The sequence below is a fragment of the Streptomyces sp. RLA131 genome, assembly GCF_056270125.1.
This window is the reverse complement of the sequence record NZ_JBWDOQ010000002.1, coordinates 6,303,790-6,321,673: the sequence shown is the minus strand read 5'-3', so window position 1 is coordinate 6,321,673 and position 17,884 is coordinate 6,303,790. Positions and strand designations below refer to the sequence as shown.

Below are 17,884 nucleotides of genomic sequence, written 5' to 3'. Positions count from 1 at the left end.
CACCGGACACGCCCGGATGACCGGGCACGTCGGACGCGCCGGGAAGGCCGGGGGCACCAGGAGGACCGGGGTCACCGCTCATGCCCGCATCCTGGCCGCTCATCCGTACCCCCGCAAGGGCACTTCGACCAGCAGCGGCCCGTCGAGGCCGGCCACCGACGCGACGGCCGACGCCAGTTCCTCGGTGGTGCCGGCCCGCAGCGACGGGATCCCGAAGAAGCGCGCGGCGTCGCGCCAGTCCAGCTCTCCCAGGTCCAGCCCGGGGTAGCGGTTCAGGGCGGTGGAGCGGCCGCCGCCGGCGTCCAGGGTGTCCTTCAGGGTGCGGTACTCGCCGTTGGCCATCACCACGAAGAGCACCGGCACCCGCAGCCGCGCCGCCGTCCACAGTCCCTGCAGGCCGAACATGGCGCAGCCGTCGCCCAGCACCGCCACCACCGGCCGGTCCGGGGCGCCCAGCCGGTGCCCGACGGCGGCGCCGATGCCCCAGCCCAGGCCGCCGCCGACGGTGTGGACGAAACCGCCCGGGCTGTCACGGCGCAGGACCCGGCGCAGGTGGACCCCGACCGTGATGGCCTCCTCGACCAGCACGGCCTGCGCGGGCAGCGCTGCGGCGAGCGCGTGCGCGGCGGCGAGCGGGTCGAGCGGGGCACGGCCGTAGGCGGCGAGAGCCTCGCGGTCGGCGGCGGCCCGCGCGGCGGCGTGGCGGGCCTCGGCGGCCCGCGTGCGCTCCCGGGCGGCGCTCTCGGGGACCTGCTGCCGCAGATGCCCGGCGAGCGCGGCCAGCGAGGGCTCCAGCGGCCCGGTCAGGCCCAGGCTGACCGGGAAGTTGCGGCCGGGCTCGGCGGGATCGGTGTCGAGCTGGACGACGGTGAGGTGGCCGGGGACGGGCGGGCCGGGGCTGTAGTGGTGCGGGGTGAAGGCCCGGCACCCGGCGATCAGCAGGGCGTCGTAGGCGGCCAGTTCCCGGTGGATACCGGCGTTGACCGGCGGCAGCGGCCCGGCGTGCAGGGGGTGGCCGCCGGGGAAGTCGAGGCAGTCGTTCATCGGCTGGTGGTACGTCACCGCGCCCAGTGCCTCCGCGACCCGGACCAGCGCGCACACGGCTCCGTCCCGGCCGATCCCGTCCCCGGCCACGATCGCGGGCCGCCGCGCCCCCGCGAGCAGCGCCGCCGCCCGGTCGAGGCCGGCCGGTGTTCCCGCCGGCGCCATGCGGGACCGTACCGGCACCTCCACCGGCGTGTCGTCCATCAGGACGTCCATGGGGACCGACACGAACACCGGCCCCTGGGGCGGCCGCTGGGCCAGCGCGAAGGCCCTGCGCAGCACGAGCGGCAGATCCTGCGGGCGGTGCACCTGCACGGCGTGCTTGACGGCCCCCGACGCCAGCGCCACGAGATCACCGGCGAGCATCGGGTCCTGGAGCAGGTGCCGCTGGTCCTGCTGGCCGGCGACGATGACCAACGGCGTACGGGAGCGGCGGGCGTTGAGCATGCCGACGAGCCCGTTGGCGGTACCGGCGGCGACGTGCAGACTCACGAAGGCGGGCCGGCGGGTGGCACGGGCGTAGCCGTCGGCCATCGCGACGACGGAGGCCTCCTGCACCCCCAGGACGTATTCGGGGGCCGCCGGGTCGGCGAGCGCGTCGAGCAGGGGCAGTTCGGTGGTGCCGGGATTGCCGAAGACCCGGTCGACGCCCTCGTCGTCCAGGATCTCCAGCAGCGCGCGCAACGCGGTCGTCGTTCTCGTGCTCATACGCTCATACGCTCATTCCGCCGTCGACAGCGATCGTGGCACCCGTGGTGAAACTCGACTCGTCCCCGGCCAGGTACAGCACCGTGCGGGCAATCTCCTCCGGTGTGGCGTGCCTGCCGAGCGGGATCGCCTCGTTGAAGACCTTGGCGGCGCGTTCGGCCGGCTGGCCGGTGGCGGCGGTCTCCAGACGGTGCATGAACGGGGTGTCGGTGGGCCCGGGATGGATGCTGTTGACGCGGATCCCGCGGGTGGCGGCCTCCCGCGCGGCCACCCGCATCAGCCCCACCTGCGCGTGCTTGGCGACGGCGTAGCCGCTGATCCCCGGGTCGGCGGTGAGGCCGACGACACTGGAGTTGATGATCACGGAGGCGCCCGGTCCGAGGTGGGGCAGGGTGTGCTTGAGGACGAGGAAGGCACCGACCACATGAACGTCCAGGACGCGCCGGAAGACCTCCTCCGGGTAGTCCTCGATGGCGGCGACCCCGCCGCCGACACCGGCGTTGCTGAAAACGACGTCGAGCCGGCCGAAGCGGTCAAGGCACTCCCGGACGGCGTTCTCCACCTCGCCGGCGCGGGTGACGTCGGCGACCGACGTCGCGCAGCGGCCGGCTCCGATCGACACGGCCGCGTCGCGCAGCGCGGCTTCGTCGATGCCCACCAGGTGCACGCACGCGCCCTCCGCCGCGAACAGCCGGGCGGTGGCGAGCCCGATGCCGCTCCCGCCGCCCGTGATCAGCGCGACCCTTCCGTCCAGACGTCCCATGCGCGGACTCCTCAAGTGTCGGCCGTGCCGGCGAAGCCGGCGTTCATGGCGAGGCTCAGGTCCCGTTCGGTGAGCCGTGGCCCGGACAGTTCCCCGACGATCCGTCCGCGCTGGAAGACCAGCACCCGGTCGCACAGCTCGACCAGTTCGGCCAGGTCGGTCGAGGCGACCAGGACGGCCTTCCCGGCCGCCCCGAGCTCCCGTACGATCCCGTGCATCTCGGCCCGGGCCCCGATGTCCACGCCGCGCGTCGGATCGTCCAGGACGACCACCCGCGGCTCGATGTCCAGCCACTTGGCGAACACGACCTTCTGCTGGTTGCCACCGGACAGCGACGCCACGGGGCTGCGGGCGTGACCGTGCAGCCGCAGCCGCTCGGCGTGCACGGCGGCGCGGGCGAGGTGGCGGCCCCGGTCCAGCCACGGCGAGCCCTCACCGCGGGCCAGCCAGGAGACGGCCGAGGTGTTCTCCCAGACCGTGCGGTCCAGCATCAGTCCGTAGCGCTTGCGGTCGCTGGGTACGAATGCCACCCCGGCCCTGACCGCCCGGCGTACGTCCCGTGGCGCGGGCTCCCCGCCGGGCAGCGTCACCACGCCGGAGGTGGGGCGCGCCCTGCCGCACACGACCTCCAGAGCGGCGAGGTGTCCGGCGCCCTGGAGCCCGGCGAAACCGGTGATCCGCCCGGCGGGTGCCTCGAAGCTCACCTCGCGCAGCCGGCGGCCGACACTGACCTGGACGAAGCCGACCTGGGTGGAGCCGAGTCGGGTGGAGCCGACCTGGGTGGAGCCGAGCTGCCGCGTCCGCGAGGGGGCGGGAGTGGCCACGGGCGCGGCAGCCGTTCGTGGGGTGTCGCCGAGCATCGCCCCGACCAGGGCGTCGAGCCCGACCTGCGCGACGGGGGTGCCGTCCATGACGTTGCGGCCGTCGCGCAGCACGCTGATCCGGTCGGCGAGGCTGCGGACCTCTTCGAGGAAGTGCGAGATGTAGAGCACGGCCAGCCCCTGGCCCACCAGACGGCGGACGACCGTGAAGAGCCGTTCGACGGCGTCGACGGGCAGCGCGGAGGTGGGTTCGTCGAGGATCAGGACGCGGGGGCGTTCCAGCAGCGCCCGGCTGATCTCGACGAGCTGCTGGTCCGCGAGGTCGAGGCGGCCCAGCGGCGTGCGCAGGGGGACACCGGACAGGCCGAGTTCGTCGAGGACGGCACCCGCCCGGTCGCGGGCCCGGGACCAGCTGGTGAGGCCGGCGCGACGGGGCGGCCCGTAGGGGAAGAGGTTCTCCAGGACGGACAGGTCCGGGAAGAGACTGAGCTCCTGCGCGACGACGGCGATCCCCGCGGCCGCTGCCCTGCGCGTCCCGGCGAAGGGCAGCGGTTCGCCCTCCAGCCGCACGACGCCCGCGTCGGGCCGCTCGATACCGAGCAGCAGCCTGACGAGGGTCGACTTGCCCGCGCCGTTCTCCCCGGCCAGGGCGTGCACCTCTCCCGGCGCCAGGGCGATGCCGGCGCCGTCGAGGGCGAGCACGCCGCCGTAGGTCTTGACGAGGCCGTGGGCGGCCAGCACGGGAACCATGTCAGCGCTGGTCCTTCAGCGGTCTGATGCTGTCCTCGGGGCTGGCGAGGAGCTGGTCGATCCGGCTCCTGAAGAACGCGTACGACGCCTTGGTGCTCTTCTGACGGGTGATCACCTCGTCCACGTTGCTCTTGTCGACGACCAGGCTGGGGGTCTTGAACCAGCCCTTGGGCAGGTCCCCGCCCTTCTTCAGCGCGTCGACGAACAGGGCGGTGCAGACATAGCCCTTGAGGAAGTGCTCGGGTGACACGGTGCAGAAGTTCGCGCCGCTCCTGACGTATTCGAGGGTCTTGGGGTCGACGTCGGCGGCGGCGACGAGGTAGTCGCCGCCCTCCTTCTCCTTGATCTTGCCGAGGTTGTAGCTGTCGGCGTCCCCGACACCGAGGAAGGCGAGCGCCCCGGGGTGGGCGTGCACCTGGCTCTGCCAGGCGCCGAAGTTCTCCGCCGGGTCGCTGTAGGTCTGGTACGGGCCGAGCACCTTCACCCCGGGGGCCTTCTGAGCGAAAGTGTCCTTGATGCCCTTGGCCCGGCTGTCGAGCACCGGGGTGCCGGGGTTGGGCACGCCGACGACGACGGTGCCGGTGGGGTCGGCGGGGAGGCGCCTGACGGCCTCCTGGGCGAGTCTGACGCCGAGTTCGTAGTTGTCGTTGCCGACATAGAAGGTGATCTTGCTGCCGGCCGGCGGGGCGGTGTCCAGGGCCACGACGGGGATGCCGGAGTCGATGGCGGTGGCGGCGGGCCGGACGAACAGCGGCGGGTTCAGGTTGAACAGGATGATGCCGTCCCTGGCGGTGTGCGTGAGGTTCTGGAACAGCGTCACCTCGGCCGGCCCGTCGGTGCTCGCCGGGCCGACCGCCTTGAGGTTCACGCCGCCCAGGTGGCCGGCGGCGGTCTTGGCGCCGTTGACCATCTCCACGGCGAAGTTGAGGCCGATGTTGGCGACGGCTATGCCCATGTCGAGCGTGCCGTTCCCGCCGTCCGGGGCGTTGTCGTCGCCGCAGGCGGCGACCAGCCCGAGCGGGACGGCCGCTCCGGCCATCAGGACGAACCTCCGGGTGGGGCCCGGCCGTGCGGATTGAGCCATGGTGCCCTCCAGGTGGACGGGGACGGTCAGGTGGCGCGCCGCTCGCGCAGGCGGCGCAGTGCGCTGTCGGCCGCGACGGCGGCGAGGATCACCGCTCCGGTCGCGAAGGTCGTCCAGTTGATCGGGACGCTGAAGAACACCAGGGCCGACGCCACCACCGCCAGGATCAGCGCCCCGATCACCGCCCCCGGCACCGAGCCCCGCCCGCCCGCGAGCGGGGTGCCGCCGATGATCGCGGCGGCGATGGCGCTCAGCTCGTACCCCTGGCCGATGGTCGGGTCGCCGGAGATGAAGAAGGCCAGTGCCAGCACCGAGGCCAGCCCGGCCATCGACGCGGACAGCGCCATCGCCTTGATCCGGGTGCGCACGATCGGCAGGCCGGTGAAGTGCGCCGCGTCGGGATTGGAGCCGACCGCCCGGACCTGGGCACCGAACCGGGTACGGGTGAGCAGCACGGCCAGCGCGGCGGTCGCGAAGAGCAGCACCCACACGGCGGTCGGCAGCCCGGCGACGTCCCCGCCGACGACCCGGAAGAAGGCGTGGTCCTGGGGCATGCCGCTGATCTGTCTGCCCTCGGCGAGCGCGAGGGCGATACCCCGGAAGAGCATGGCGGTGGCGAGAGTGGTGATGAAGGTGGGCAGGCCCAGCGAGGTCGCGATGACCGCGTTGCCCGCGCCGAGGGCCGCCGACATGGCGAGTACGGCGAGGGCCGCGGCCCAGGGCGACCAGCCGTCGCGGACGCAGACCGCGCCGACGGTCACCCCGAGCGCGTACACCCCGCCGACGGACAGATCGACCTCCCGCATGGCGAGCGCGAAGACCATCCCGGCGGCCATCAGCCCCACATAGGCGGCGTTGTGGACGGTGCCGGTGAGATTGGACCGGGTCAGGAAGCCGGGGTGCGCGATGCCGACCGCGAGCACCAGCAGCACCAGGACCGCGGCCACCCCGGTCTCGTCACGCAGCAGGTGCCGCACTGCCGGCGGTGCTCCGTCCCGGCGGCGCAACGACGCTGTGAGTGACGACAACTGCATGACCGTCGGCTCCCGCCCTTGTCCGGTGTCGGGACAGCATCGGGCCGGCGAGCGGCGACGGCAACGCGTCCGTTCCGTCACATGGAACGGACGGCCGAACGGTTATACGGCGCCCGCTCCGGTCAGTGAACGGACCTCCGCCTCGGCGTGCTTGCCGGCGTCGGCCGGCTCCGGCGACAGCACCGTGCCGAGCCAGCCGGCCAGGAATCCCAGCGGGATGGAGACCAGGCCCGGGTTCTGCAGCGGGAAAACGTGGAAGTCGACACCGGGGAAGATCGCGTCGGGACTGCCGGAGACCACCGGCGAGACGATGACGAGCAACACCGCCGGGCCCAGGCCGCCGTAGACCGCCCAGAGCGTGCCGCGGGTGGTGAAGCGCCGCCAGAACAGCGTGTAGACCAGCGCCGGGAGATTGGCGGAAGCCGCGACCGCGAAGGCCAGCCCGACCAGGAAGGCGACGTTCTGCCCCTGCGCGAACAGGCTGAGCGCGATCGACACCGCGCCGATTCCGAAGGCCGCGAGCCGCGCCACCCGCACCTCCTCGCGTTCCTTGGACTCCCTGGACTCCTTGGACTCCTTGGATTCCTTGGACTCCCCGGACTTGGGCTCGTTCGTCCCACGGCGCCTGCCGCCGCGCCCGCGCACCGTCGCGTACAGGTCGTGGGCGACCGAGGCCGAGGAGGCCAGCGTGACCCCGGCGACGACCGCCAGGATGGTGGCGAAGGCCACCGCGCCGACGACCGCGAACAGAATTGTGCCGCCTGTGGACCCCGCTCCACCGCCCAGATGCATGGCCAGCAGCGGGATAGCGGTGTTGCCCGCCGGGTTGGAACTGCGCACCGCGTCCGAGCCGACCAGCGCGGCGGCGCCGAAGCCGAGCACGATCGTCATCAGGTAGAACGAGCCGATCAGGCCGATCGCCCACACCACCGACCGGCGTGCCGAACGGGCGGTCGGCACGGTGTAGAAGCGCGACAGGATGTGCGGCAGCCCTGCCGTGCCCAGCACCAGCGCCAGGCCCAGGCTCATGAAGTCGAGCCGGGCGGTCCACGTCCCGCCGTACTTCAGACCCGGCACGAGGAACCGGGCGCCGCTGCCGCTGCCCGCCGCCGCCGAGCGCAGCAGGGCGCCCGGGTCGCCGTGGAAACGCATCAGGACGAGCACGGTGAGCGTGACCGAACCGGCCATCAGCAGAACGGCCTTGACGATCTGGATCCAGGTCGTGGCGCGCATCCCGCCGAAGGAGACGTAGAAGACCATCAGGCCGCCCACACCGATCACCGTCCAGGTGCGCGCGGCCGCTCCCTGACCACCCAGCAGCAGCGCCACCAGGCTCCCGGCGCCCACCATCTGCGCGACCAGGTAGATGACGGAGACGACGACCGAGGAGGTACCGACCGCGATCCGCACCGGCCGCTGGCGCATCCGCACCGCGAGCACATCGGCGATGGTGAAACGCCCGCAGTTGCGCACCAGTTCGGCGATCAGCATGAGCACCACGAGGAAGCCCACGAGGAAGCCCACGCAGTACAGCACCCCGTCGTAGCCGACCAGGGCGACCAGCCCGGAGACCCCGAGCAGCGATCCGGCCGAGATGTAGTCGCCGGTGATGGCGAAACCGTTCTCCATCGGCGAGAAGAGCCTGCCGCCGGCGAAGAACTCGACGGACGAGCTGCGCCGTCGCCCCGCCCACGCGGTGATCGCCAGGGTGACGGAGACGAAGACCGTGAACAGGACCAGTGCCAGGCCCTGGTGGTTGCCCGTCACCGCATCCGCTCCTGGGTGTCCCAGCGCAGTTCCAGCGCGGCCCGGTCCCGGCGCAGCCGCGCATGCCGCGCATAGGCCCAGGTGAGCAGGAAGGTCGAGGCGAACTGCGCCAGTCCGGCCATCATCGCGACATTGAGCCCGCCTGCCACCGGCCGGGCCATCAGCCGGGGCGCCGTCGTCGCCAGGACGACGTAGAGCAGGTACCAGGCGAGAAACGCGGCCGTCGCGGGGAACACGAACCGCCGGTAGCGGCCGCGTACTTCCTGGAAGGCGGCGCTGCGCTGGACCTCCAGATAGACCGCCGTCCGGTCCAGGTGCCCCGCACGGGCCGCGGGCGCGGCGGCCTCGCCCGGTGGCGCCAGGAGGACGGCGTCGTCCTGCGGCCATCCCCCGGTGGCCGAGGCGTCGTCCCAGGGGTCGTCCATCTGGAGCGCCCCCGGTTCGGCCCCGTCGTGCTCGTTCACAGACTCTCCTCGTTCTGCCGGCCTCGCTGCGGAGCCGGTTGACCGTGCGCCCCAGCATGGACAGATCGGGAAGATTTGGGTACATCAACCCCAAACGTTCACCCCATCAGGTGACCCCCCGGGGTGAAGAACGAGCGGGGCGGTTTCTCCGCACCCTGGTGTGGAGAAACCGCCCCGCGTGGCTTGTTCAGGCGTCGATACGCGAACGGTCGAGCGTCGCGGCGGAATTGGTGATGAATTCCTTCCGGGGCGCGACATCATTGCCCATGAGGAGGTCGAAGGCCTTCTCCGCGGCCTCCAGATCACCGATGTTGATACGCCGCAGACTGCGGTGGCGGGGATCCATCGTGGTCTCCGCGAGCTGGTCGGCGTCCATCTCACCGAGGCCCTTGTAACGCTGGATGCCGTCCTTGTAGCGGACGTTCCGGCGCTGGAGGTCCATCAGGGCCTGGCGCAGCTCGTTGTCGGAATAGGTGTAGATGTACTTGTCCTGACCCTTGCGGGGGTTGGTCAGCTCGATCCGGTGCAGGGGCGGCACCGCCGAGAAGACCCGTCCCTCCTCGATCATCGGCCGCATGTACCGCTGGAACAAGGTGAGCAGGAGAGTACGGATGTGCGCGCCGTCGACATCGGCGTCCGCAAGGAAGATGACCTTCCCGTAACGCGCCTGGTCGATATCGAAGGTCCGGCCGGAACCGGCTCCTATCACCTGGATGATCGCGCCGCATTCGGCGTTCTTCAACATGTCGGAGACGGACGACTTCTGGACGTTCAGAATCTTTCCGCGGATCGGCAGGAGCGCCTGGAACTCCGAATTGCGCGCGAGCTTGGCGGTGCCGAGCGCCGAGTCGCCCTCCACGATGAAGAGTTCGCTGCGGTCCACGTCGTCACTGCGGCAGTCCGCGAGCTTGGCGGGCAGCGACGAGGACTCCAGGGCGGTCTTACGGCGCTGCGCCTCCTTGTGCTGCCGGGCGGCGATGCGCGTACGGGCGGCGGCGACCGTCTTCTCCAGGACCGCGCGGGCCTGCTGCTTGTCGTCGCGCTTGGTGGAGGTCAGGAAGGCCTTGAGCTCGCGGGAGACCACGGCGGCGACGATGCGGTTGGCCGCCGAGGTGCCGAGCACCTCCTTGGTCTGGCCCTCGAACTGCGGCTCGGCGAGCCGGACGGTGACAACGGCCGTCAGGCCCTCCAGCGCGTCGTCCTTGACGATGTCGTCCTCGGCTACGCGCAGCAGCTTGCCGGCGCGCAGCACCTCGTTGACGGTCTTGGTGACGGCACTCTCGAAGCCGCGGACGTGGGTGCCGCCCTTGGGGGTGGCGATGATGTTGACGAACGAGCGCAGCAGGGAGTCGTATCCGGTGCCCCAGCGCAGGGCGATGTCGACGCCGAGCTCACGGGTGACCTCGGTGGGGGTCATGTGGCCCCGGTCGTCGAGGACGGGGACGGTCTCCTTGAAGGTGCCGCTGCCGGTCAGCCGCTGGATGTCGCAGATCGGCTTGTCCTGGGCCAGGTAGTCGCAGAACTCGCTGATGCCGCCGTCGAAGCGGAAGACCTCTTCGAGCGGGGCGTCCGCGCCTGCGCCGCCCGTTCCCTCCCCCGCCGGTCCCCTCTCGTCGCGTACGACGATGGTCAGGCCCGGCACCAGGAAGGCGGTCTGGCGGGCCCGCTGGTGAAGGTGGTCCAGGGAGAGCTTGGCGTCCTTGAGGAAGATCTGGCGGTCGGCCCAGTAGCGGACGCGGGTGCCGGTGCGGGCCCGGGGGACCTTCTTGGTCCTGGCGAGGCCGCTGGCGGCGTCGAAGGCGGCGTCCGGGCCGTTTCCGGTGAAGGCGCCGGGGACGCCACGCCGGAAGCTGATGGCGTGGGTGTGGCCGCTGCGGTCCACCTCCACGTCGAGCCGGGCGGAGAGCGCGTTGACCACGGAGGCGCCGACGCCGTGCAGACCGCCGGAGGCGGCGTAGGAGCCACCGCCGAACTTGCCGCCGGCGTGCAGCTTGGTCATGACGACCTCGATGCCGGACAGCCCGGTCTTGGGCTCGATGTCGACCGGGATGCCCCGCCCGTTGTCACGGACCTCCACGGAGCCGTCCTCGCGCAGGACGACCTCGATGCGGTCGCAGTGCCCGCCCAGCGCCTCGTCGACCGAGTTGTCGATGATCTCCCACACGCAGTGCATCAGGCCGCGACTGTCGGTCGAGCCGATGTACATACCGGGACGCTTGCGGACCGCCTCAAGACCTTCGAGAACCAGGAGGTGCCGCGCGGTGTAGTTGGAACCGTCGCGGTCCGCGCCGCTCAGCAGCGCGGTGGACGGCACGGATGTTTCGGCGGTCACGCGGACGTCTCCTCGATGAAGTTCTTCAGCCGTTTCGGTGAGAGGGTACCGAGGCCCGGCGCGGCGGGTTCGCCACGACCCGGTTTTCCGGCCCCATGCTAGCCCTCGATCGATCGCACGTTCGATCCCTCTTTCGAGTGATACACATGTCACGTTCCCCTGGAGGCATGAACCATTTAGGCTCCGGGCACGTCCTCATCATCGACCGGCAAGCCAGCCGGGGCGACAAAGCTGGACAGATCAACCCAAAAACGACAACGAGCGCACCAGAGACCTATTCGCCGCCAATCGGTAGCATCCAACACATACGAGAACTGTTTTCAAGGAAAAGCCACGAGCGGGAACGTTTTCGGCCTGGTTGGATGTTGACCCTGGTACGACAGCTCGTCGAGCTAGAGAAGAGGCGACGTGACTACTGTTCTGACCCCCGCAAGCCCGCTGACCGCGGCAGACCGCTGCGACCGTTGCGGCGCCCAGGCCTACCTGCGCGTCGTTCTGATCAACGGCGGCGAGCTGCTCTTCTGCGCTCACCACGGGCGTAAGTTCGAGCCTGAACTGAAGAAGATCGCCGCGGAAATACAGGACGAGACCGGTCGACTGACCGACTCCCCTGCTGCCCTGACAGCCGACGACGATCACTGACGCCCCTGGCACCGGCGAATAGCCCCTGCGACGAGCTCGGTACGTACGTGAGGGCGGTCTCCCAGGTGGAGGCCGCCCTCACGCGTACGCCGATCGCCTCAGGAATGAGCCGCGACCAGCCCGGCCACGGCCGCCACACGGGTGTAGACCCCCGGATGCGAGGGGTCAGCGCAGCCCGCCCCCCAGGAGACCAGACCGACCAGCCTGCCCCCGGCCACCAGGGGGCCGCCACTGTCGCCCTGACAGGCGTCGTGGGCGCCCGTCTGATCCCCGGCGCAGACCATGTCCCCGCGTCCGTACGCGCCGTCGGCGGCGCCCGGGTAGGCATGCTCACAGACCTCGTCCGCCAGCACCGTGACAGGCGCGGCCCGCAGCACCGACGAGTAGGCGCCGTATCCCGTGATGTCGCCCCAGCCGTACACATGGGCCGTGGTGCCCGCCAGGTAGTCCTGCGGATCGTCGGTCCCGGCCATCCGGATCGCTGAGGCAGCCGCCAGTGGCTCGGAAAGTGTGACGACCGCCACATCCCCGCTGTTGGTCACCGCGTCGTAGCCCGGGTTCACCCAGACCCGGCTCAGCGCGATCTCATGGCCCTCCACGCCGCGGAGATCCGTACGCCCCGCGATCACGCGGAGGTCGGGCACCCGCTGCCAGGGCACGCCGAGAGCCGTCTCGCCGAAGCAGTGCGCCGCGGTGACCACGGTCGTGGGCCCGACCAGCGCCCCGCCGCAGAACTGGCCCGACCGGGTCGGGCCGAACCGGGTCCTGCTGGCGATCGCCACCGCCCAGGGATACTGCTCCGCCGACACCGGGATGCCGCCGATGACGGATCCGTCCGACTCCCCGGCATGGGCCGCCGGCGGCAGAGCCAGGGCAGGCAGCAGCGCCACCAGCCCGCCGAGCAGTGCGCGGAACGCGTAACGCATGCACTCTCTCCTGACACCGGGGAATCCGACCCTGCGAGTATGCCTGTGTACCCAGAGTCATACAGGCCGCCGAAGTACGCATCCCGAGCGGAAAGACGATACGGGCCCGTACCCGCCGGTGAACGGCGGGTACGGGCCCGTATCGGGAAGCCCGGAGATCAGTCCAGGTAGTCACGCAGAACCTGCGAGCGCGACGGATGGCGCAGTTTGGACATGGTCTTGGACTCGATCTGGCGGATCCGCTCACGGGTGACCCCGTAGACCTTGCCGATCTCGTCCAGCGTCTTCGGCTGGCCGTCGGTGAGGCCGAAGCGCATCGAGACCACGCCCGCCTCACGCTCACTGAGCGTGTCCAGCACCGAGTGCAGCTGCTCCTGCAGAAGGGTGAAGCTCACCGCGTCGGCCGGGACGACCGCCTCGGAGTCCTCGATGAGGTCACCGAACTCGCTGTCACCGTCCTCGCCGAGCGGGGTGTGCAGGGAGATGGGCTCGCGGCCGTACTTCTGGACCTCGATGACCTTCTCGGGGGTCATGTCGAGTTCCTTGGCCAGCTCCTCCGGGGTGGGCTCGCGGCCCAGGTCCTGGAGCATCTGGCGCTGGACGCGGGCCAGCTTGTTGATGACCTCGACCATGTGCACCGGGATACGGATGGTGCGGGCCTGGTCGGCCATGGCTCGGGTGATGGCCTGACGGATCCACCAGGTCGCGTACGTGGAGAACTTGAAGCCCTTGGTGTAGTCGAACTTCTCGACCGCACGGATCAGGCCCAGGTTGCCCTCCTGGATCAGGTCCAGGAAGAGCATGCCGCGACCGGTGTAGCGCTTGGCCAGCGAGACCACCAGACGGAGGTTGGCCTCCAGGAGGTGGTTCTTGGCCCAGCGGCCGTCCTCGGCGATGATCTCCAGCTCACGCTTGAGCTTGGGGGCCAGCTTGTCGGCCGCGGCCAGCTTGTCCTCGGCGAACAGGCCGGCCTCGATGCGCTTGGCGAGCTCGACCTCCTGCTCGGCGTTGAGGAGGGGGACCTTGCCGATCTGCTTGAGGTAGTCCTTGACCGGGTCGGCGGTGGCGCCGGCCGCGGCGACCTGCTGCGCCGGGGCGTCGTCCTCGTCGTCGTCGGACAGGACGAAGCTCTCGGCCTCCGGCTTGTCGGGGCCTTCCTCTTCCTTGCCGGGGGCGGCGTCCTCGAGCAGTTCGTCGCCCTCGGCCTCGCCGCCCGCGGCGTCGTCGCCCTTGCCCTTGGCCGCGGTGGTCTTCTTCGCCGCGGTCTTCTTGGCGGTGGTCTTCTTCGCCGCCGCCTTCTTGGCGACGGTCTTCCTCGCGGGAGCCGCAGCCTCGTCGGCCACCTCCCCCACGGCTTCGGTCTCCACGGCCGCCACAGGTGACGCGGCGGTCTTGGCAGCGACGGTCTTCTTCACCGGTGCGGCCTTGGTGGCGACGGTCTTGGTGGCAGTACGCTTCGCCGGGCTCTTGGCTGCGACGCTCTTACGGGTGCGCTTGGGCGCCTCAGCGGCACTCACCATCAGCGTCACACCCTCCTCGTCGAGGACCTGGTTGAGGCTGCGCAGAACGTTCTTCCACTGGGTTGCCGGGATCTGGTCCGCTTCGAAGGCGCGGCGCACGTCGTCGCCGGCGATCTGCCCCTGGGCCTTACCCCGCTCGATGAGCGCCATCAGAGACTCGGACTCGGCGATCTCCGGCGGGAGCGTACGGGATGTGCTGGCCGACACGAACAACCTCTCGGAACGATGGGAACGACTACGGTGGGAACCGCTCAGAAACTCAGCGTCATGTACGTCGCGGATATTCCTCCTGCGGCAGCCACCTCTTACCTCATCGCGCTGCACGGCAGAGCGTTACGCCCGCTCCACGTGGCCCCAGTCACACTCCCTTCCGGCAGCAACCGGTCAAAGCCGGGCACTCCGTACGGATCCCCGGGTGACGGCTGCGCCGCCGGCCCGGAGAAGGGGGTCCGGCGGCGGCAGGGGCGAGCGGTGGGAACGGGGCGCCGGCCTCGTCGGTGTCGGCGCGGTCAGTGCTCGCGGGGAGCGGGCACCACGTGTTCGGCCGAGCCCGGGACCTCGGCGTGGACACCGAGCAGCTGACGCATGGCGACCTCGGCCTCGCCCCCCTCACCGGAGGCCAGCGCCTCCACGATCCGCAGGTGGAGCCCCACGGACTGCTCGCCGGGCCGCTCGCAGCCGATCGCGGGCCCACCGGAGACCTGGAGGGCGGAGGAGACGATGCCCGAGAGGTGCTCCAGCATGCGGTTGCCGGCGATCTGCAGGACGAGCGCGTGGAACTCGGCGTCCGCGCGCGAGAAGGTGAGGGCGTCACCCTGGCCCGCGGCGTGCCCCATGATCTCCGCCATGTCGCCGAGCCGCTGCTGCAGCTCCTCGCGGCCGTGACCGGCGGCGAGCCGGGCGGCCAGCGGCTCGATGGTCCAGCGCAGCTCGAACAGCTCCCGGCGCTGGTCCTCGCGCTGCGGCCCGAAGGCCCGCCACTCGATGATGTCGGGGTCGAGCAGGTTCCAGTCGCTGACCGGCCGGACCCGGGTCCCGACGTTGGGGCGGGCGCTGACCAGCCCCTTGGCCTCCAGGACGCGCAGGGACTCGCGCACCACGGTGCGGGAGACCTCGAAACGCTGGCCGATCTCCTCGGGGACGAGCGGACGGTCGGCGCCGAGGTCGCCGGAGACGATCATCTGGCCGAGCTGCTGGACGAGTTGGCCGTGCAGTCCACGGCCCCGGCTGCCGCCGGCCCGCCGGCCGACCCGGCTCAGCTCGGACTCGGCGGCGTCCCAGGAGGGAATGCCGGAGACGCTGGTTCGGTCGACGGCTGGCGCTTCGCCGTACGGGTAGCGGTCTAGCTCGCCCGGGCCGACGATGCTGGGGTCGGCGGAGCGGGCCGCGGTCATCATGGTGTGCGCAAGGGTACTCACGCATCCTTTGTCGGCGATGCCGCCGGACGCCTTGAGGGCTTTGCTGAAAAGCACACGAAAGGGTGAGCGCTCATCACCTGATAATTGACGCTTTATCGGAAGGAAATGGGCTTTCTTGCGGGGTTCTGGAGCACTTCGGGTTATCTGACTGCAAGTTGGACAAAACTGGCTCAAGTTGGACCAAGTTGGACAGCGTCAACCCGCGCGACCTCGCAACAGCGTTACCAGATAGGCGCACAGCAGGACCAGGAGCGCCAACCCGAAGGCGTACCGGACCGGTTCCGCGGCCAGCCGTACGGCGTCGACGCCCGGTGCCGCGGCCGCCTTGCGCAGGGCGGGCGCGACCAGCAGCGGTACGGCGAGCACCCCGGCCATCCCGAGCGCCGTCGTACGGAACACCCCCGCCGCCAGCACTCCGGCCCAGGCGCACCCGACGCTGAGCGCGGCCCAACCGGCCAGCAGGGCAGGGCGGTCGGCCTGCGCCGGAAGATCGCCGGGGCCTCCGGCCAGCCGTTCGGCCGCCGAGCCGAGTCCGGCCGCCAGCACCGTCAGCAGCAGCGCGACCGCGCCGTTGACGGTGAGCTTGGCGGCGAGCAGCCGGAGTTGACGGGGGACCGCCCCACGGTCGGGGGTGAGGGCGGGATAGCGGAACTCCTGGCCGTAGGCGAGCGCCCCGAGCAGTCCGGCACACAACGCCACGGGAGGCAACGGCAGCAGCGGCGGCCAGCCGGTGGCCAGCCGCAGGGACCCGGGGTGACCGGTACCCAGCAGGGCGAGGGTGCCCAGCAGCGAGGCGATCAGCGACCCGGCGGCGATCAGCCAGGGGGCGCGTACGCCGGTGAGCCGGCGCAGTTCGTAGCGCAGGGGCCGGGCCGGGCCGGGCCGGGGCACCGCGTCCCGGGCGGGCCGGGCGGCGGAGGTGGCGGCCGGGGCGCCCCCCGACCCGTCGCCGCCGGCCAGGGGGGCGGGCGGCGGACCGGAGTCCGCGGTGGCGTCGGCGAGCCGGTGCAGCAGGATGCCGTGCCGGAAGGCCGTCTCGCCGACCTGGGCGGGCGTGGTGCCGTAGACGGCGATGCGGCTGCCGCTCCCGATACCGCTGACCACCTCGGCGCCCTCGTCGGTGAGCAGGCCGGCCAGCCGCTGGGCGTGCGGGGAACGCACGGCGACGTAGGGGCGCAGCCGGGTGCGGCCGAACTCGGCCACGGGCTGGTCGGCGACGAGGCGGCCCTCGTTGAGGGTGATCACGCGGTCGGCGATCCTGGCGAGCCCCTTCGGGTCGCGGCCGGTGACGATGACAGTGCCGCCCCGCGCCGCACGGGCCCTGAGGAGTCCGTGCAGCCAGTCGGTGTCGCGAGGAGTGAGGTCCCGGGTCGGGTCGTCGAGGAGGAGCGCGGCGGGCTCGGCGAGCAGGGCGGCGGCCAGACCGAGCCGGCGGTCCATGCCGAGCGAGAGGCTGCCGAGCCGGCTGCCGGCCATGCCGGTCAGGCCGACGGCCTCCAGCACCTCTTCCGCGCGGGCGGCCGGGACGCCCGCGGCGGCCGCGAGCATGCGCAGATGGCCGCGTACGGTGCGTGCGGGGTGCCCGGGGACGTCACCGAGGAGCGCGCCCGCCTGGCGGGCGGGCTGCGGGTGACGGTGCAGCGGGCGCCCGTCGAAGAGGGTGACGCCACGGCCCGCGTCCAGTTCGAGCATGAGCCGCAGGGTGGCGGACTTGCCGGCTCCGCTGTCCCCGAGAAGGGCGGTGACCTCCCCCGGCCGGGCCTCAAAGCTGAGGTCGTCGACGGCGGGCGGCCGGTCGCCCCGGGAAACGCTGGTCAATCCGATGGCCTGGATCACCTTTGCACGATAGCTCCGGCAATAGCCCGTTTTTTACACTTCCGGGCGCAACATGGGCGGATTCAGCAGGGCGGCTCCACCGGCCCTGAACAGCTGCGCGGGCCTGCCGCCCTGACGGGTCGTGGTGCCGCCGGTGGGGACGAGGAACCCGGGGGTCCCGGTGACCTTGCGGTGGAAGTTGCGGGGGTCCAGGGCGACACCCCACACGGCCTCGTAGACCCGGCGCAGCTCGCCCACGGTGAACTCGGTGGGACAGAAGGCGGTGGCGAGCGAGGAGTACTCGATCTTGGAGCGGGCTCGCTCGACGCCGTCGGCGAGGATGCGGGCGTGGTCGAAGGCGAGGGTGCCGCCCTCGTGGAGGAGCTCGCTGACGGGTGCCCAGCGGGCGCTACGGGCGTCACCGCCGGCCCGGGGTGCGGGGAGATCGGGTGCGAGCACCAGATGGGCGACGCTGACGACGCGCATCCGGGGGTCCCGCTGGGGGGCGCCGTAGGTGGCCAGCTGCTCCAGGTGGGCTCCGTTCTGCGCGCGCAGCCCGGTCTCCTCTGCGAGCTCCCTGGCCGCCGCCTCGCCCAGGTCCTCGTCGGCGCGGACGAAGCCGCCGGGCAGCGCCCACCGGCCCTGGTAGGGCGACTCGCCGCGGCGCACGGCCAGCGCGCAGAGCGCGTGCTGGCGCACCGTGAGCACGACGAGGTCGACGGTGACGGCGAAGGGCGGGAAAGCTGACGGGTCGTAGGGCGGCATGGCGGCGATCTTAGTCGTCTGCCTGACGATA

General features: G+C 71.5%; 14 protein-coding genes. 1 reads left to right on the top strand and 13 read right to left on the bottom strand.

Features of this window, described 5'->3' with window-relative positions:
- Positions 1-99 precede the first annotated feature (99 nt).
- From RWE79_RS29515 to RWE79_RS29480, 8 genes are all read right to left on the bottom strand, one after another.
- Positions 100-1,752: a thiamine pyrophosphate-binding protein gene (locus RWE79_RS29515; RefSeq protein ID WP_475943108.1), complete on the bottom strand. Its 1,653-nt coding sequence runs from the start codon at positions 1,750-1,752 to the stop codon at positions 100-102.
- Between the two features lie 4 nt (positions 1,753-1,756).
- Complete coding sequence (locus RWE79_RS29510; protein ID WP_475943107.1) at positions 1,757-2,515, bottom strand: SDR family NAD(P)-dependent oxidoreductase; 759 nt, start codon at positions 2,513-2,515, stop codon at positions 1,757-1,759.
- An 11-nt stretch (positions 2,516-2,526) separates the two neighbouring features.
- Positions 2,527-4,086: a sugar ABC transporter ATP-binding protein gene (locus RWE79_RS29505; protein ID WP_475943106.1), complete on the bottom strand. Its 1,560-nt coding sequence runs from the start codon at positions 4,084-4,086 to the stop codon at positions 2,527-2,529.
- A gap of 1 nt (position 4,087) precedes the next feature.
- Positions 4,088-5,170 (bottom strand): sugar ABC transporter substrate-binding protein, encoded by a 1,083-nt coding sequence (locus RWE79_RS29500; protein WP_475943105.1) that lies wholly within the window; start codon positions 5,168-5,170, stop codon positions 4,088-4,090.
- Positions 5,171-5,196: 26 nt separating this feature from the next.
- A complete protein-coding gene (locus RWE79_RS29495) occupies positions 5,197-6,204 on the bottom strand; it encodes an ABC transporter permease (protein WP_475943104.1) in 1,008 nt (335 codons plus the stop codon).
- Between the two features lie 102 nt (positions 6,205-6,306).
- Positions 6,307-7,971 (bottom strand): solute symporter family protein, encoded by a 1,665-nt coding sequence (locus tag RWE79_RS29490; RefSeq protein ID WP_475943103.1) that lies wholly within the window; start codon positions 7,969-7,971, stop codon positions 6,307-6,309.
- Complete coding sequence (locus RWE79_RS29485) at positions 7,968-8,435, bottom strand: DUF485 domain-containing protein (RefSeq protein ID WP_475943102.1); 468 nt, start codon at positions 8,433-8,435, stop codon at positions 7,968-7,970. Before RWE79_RS29485 ends, RWE79_RS29490 begins: the two co-directional genes overlap by 4 nt.
- Before the next feature lie 187 nt (positions 8,436-8,622).
- Entirely contained in the window at positions 8,623-10,767 is a 2,145-nt protein-coding gene (locus RWE79_RS29480) for a DNA gyrase/topoisomerase IV subunit B (protein ID WP_475943101.1), read from the bottom strand.
- Between the two features lie 408 nt (positions 10,768-11,175).
- Here RWE79_RS29480 and RWE79_RS29475 point away from each other — a divergent pair, with 408 nt between their 5' ends.
- A complete protein-coding gene (locus RWE79_RS29475; RefSeq protein ID WP_475943100.1) occupies positions 11,176-11,409 on the top strand; it encodes a DUF7455 domain-containing protein in 234 nt (77 codons plus the stop codon).
- 98 nt (positions 11,410-11,507) lie between these two features.
- Here RWE79_RS29475 and RWE79_RS29470 read toward each other — a convergent pair whose 3' ends face one another.
- The 5 genes from RWE79_RS29470 to RWE79_RS29450 all read right to left on the bottom strand — a co-directional run bounded on the left by RWE79_RS29470 (position 11,508) and on the right by RWE79_RS29450 (position 17,853).
- Positions 11,508-12,335, bottom strand: coding sequence for a S1 family peptidase (locus RWE79_RS29470; protein ID WP_475943099.1), 828 nt, complete (start codon positions 12,333-12,335; stop codon positions 11,508-11,510).
- Between the two features lie 158 nt (positions 12,336-12,493).
- Positions 12,494-14,068, bottom strand: a complete 1,575-nt coding sequence (locus RWE79_RS29465) for an RNA polymerase sigma factor (protein ID WP_475943098.1) — start codon at positions 14,066-14,068, stop codon at positions 12,494-12,496.
- Between the two features lie 296 nt (positions 14,069-14,364).
- Positions 14,365-15,327, bottom strand: a complete 963-nt coding sequence (locus RWE79_RS29460; RefSeq protein ID WP_475943097.1) for a FadR/GntR family transcriptional regulator — start codon at positions 15,325-15,327, stop codon at positions 14,365-14,367.
- A gap of 141 nt (positions 15,328-15,468) precedes the next feature.
- Positions 15,469-17,109: an ATP-binding cassette domain-containing protein gene (locus RWE79_RS29455; RefSeq protein WP_475943096.1), complete on the bottom strand. Its 1,641-nt coding sequence runs from the start codon at positions 17,107-17,109 to the stop codon at positions 15,469-15,471.
- Positions 17,110-17,142: 33 nt separating this feature from the next.
- Positions 17,143-17,853, bottom strand: a complete 711-nt coding sequence (locus tag RWE79_RS29450) for an NUDIX hydrolase (RefSeq protein ID WP_475943095.1) — start codon at positions 17,851-17,853, stop codon at positions 17,143-17,145.
- Positions 17,854-17,884 lie beyond the last annotated feature (31 nt).

What these genes read in the sequence shown, in the direction of transcription:
- RWE79_RS29500 (WP_475943105.1), bottom strand. Translation starts at nt 5,170, where the DNA reads ATGGCTCAATCCGCACGGCCGGGCCCCACCCGGAGGTTCGTCCTGATG.
- RWE79_RS29495 (WP_475943104.1), bottom strand. Translation starts at nt 6,204, where the DNA reads ATGCAGTTGTCGTCACTCACAGCGTCGTTGCGCCGCCGGGACGGAGCA.
- RWE79_RS29510 (WP_475943107.1), bottom strand. Translation starts at nt 2,515, where the DNA reads ATGGGACGTCTGGACGGAAGGGTCGCGCTGATCACGGGCGGCGGGAGC.
- RWE79_RS29505 (WP_475943106.1), bottom strand. Translation starts at nt 4,086, where the DNA reads ATGGTTCCCGTGCTGGCCGCCCACGGCCTCGTCAAGACCTACGGCGGC.
- RWE79_RS29470 (WP_475943099.1), bottom strand. Translation starts at nt 12,335, where the DNA reads ATGCGTTACGCGTTCCGCGCACTGCTCGGCGGGCTGGTGGCGCTGCTG.
- RWE79_RS29450 (WP_475943095.1), bottom strand. Translation starts at nt 17,853, where the DNA reads ATGCCGCCCTACGACCCGTCAGCTTTCCCGCCCTTCGCCGTCACCGTC.
- RWE79_RS29515 (WP_475943108.1), bottom strand. Translation starts at nt 1,752, where the DNA reads ATGAGCACGAGAACGACGACCGCGTTGCGCGCGCTGCTGGAGATCCTG.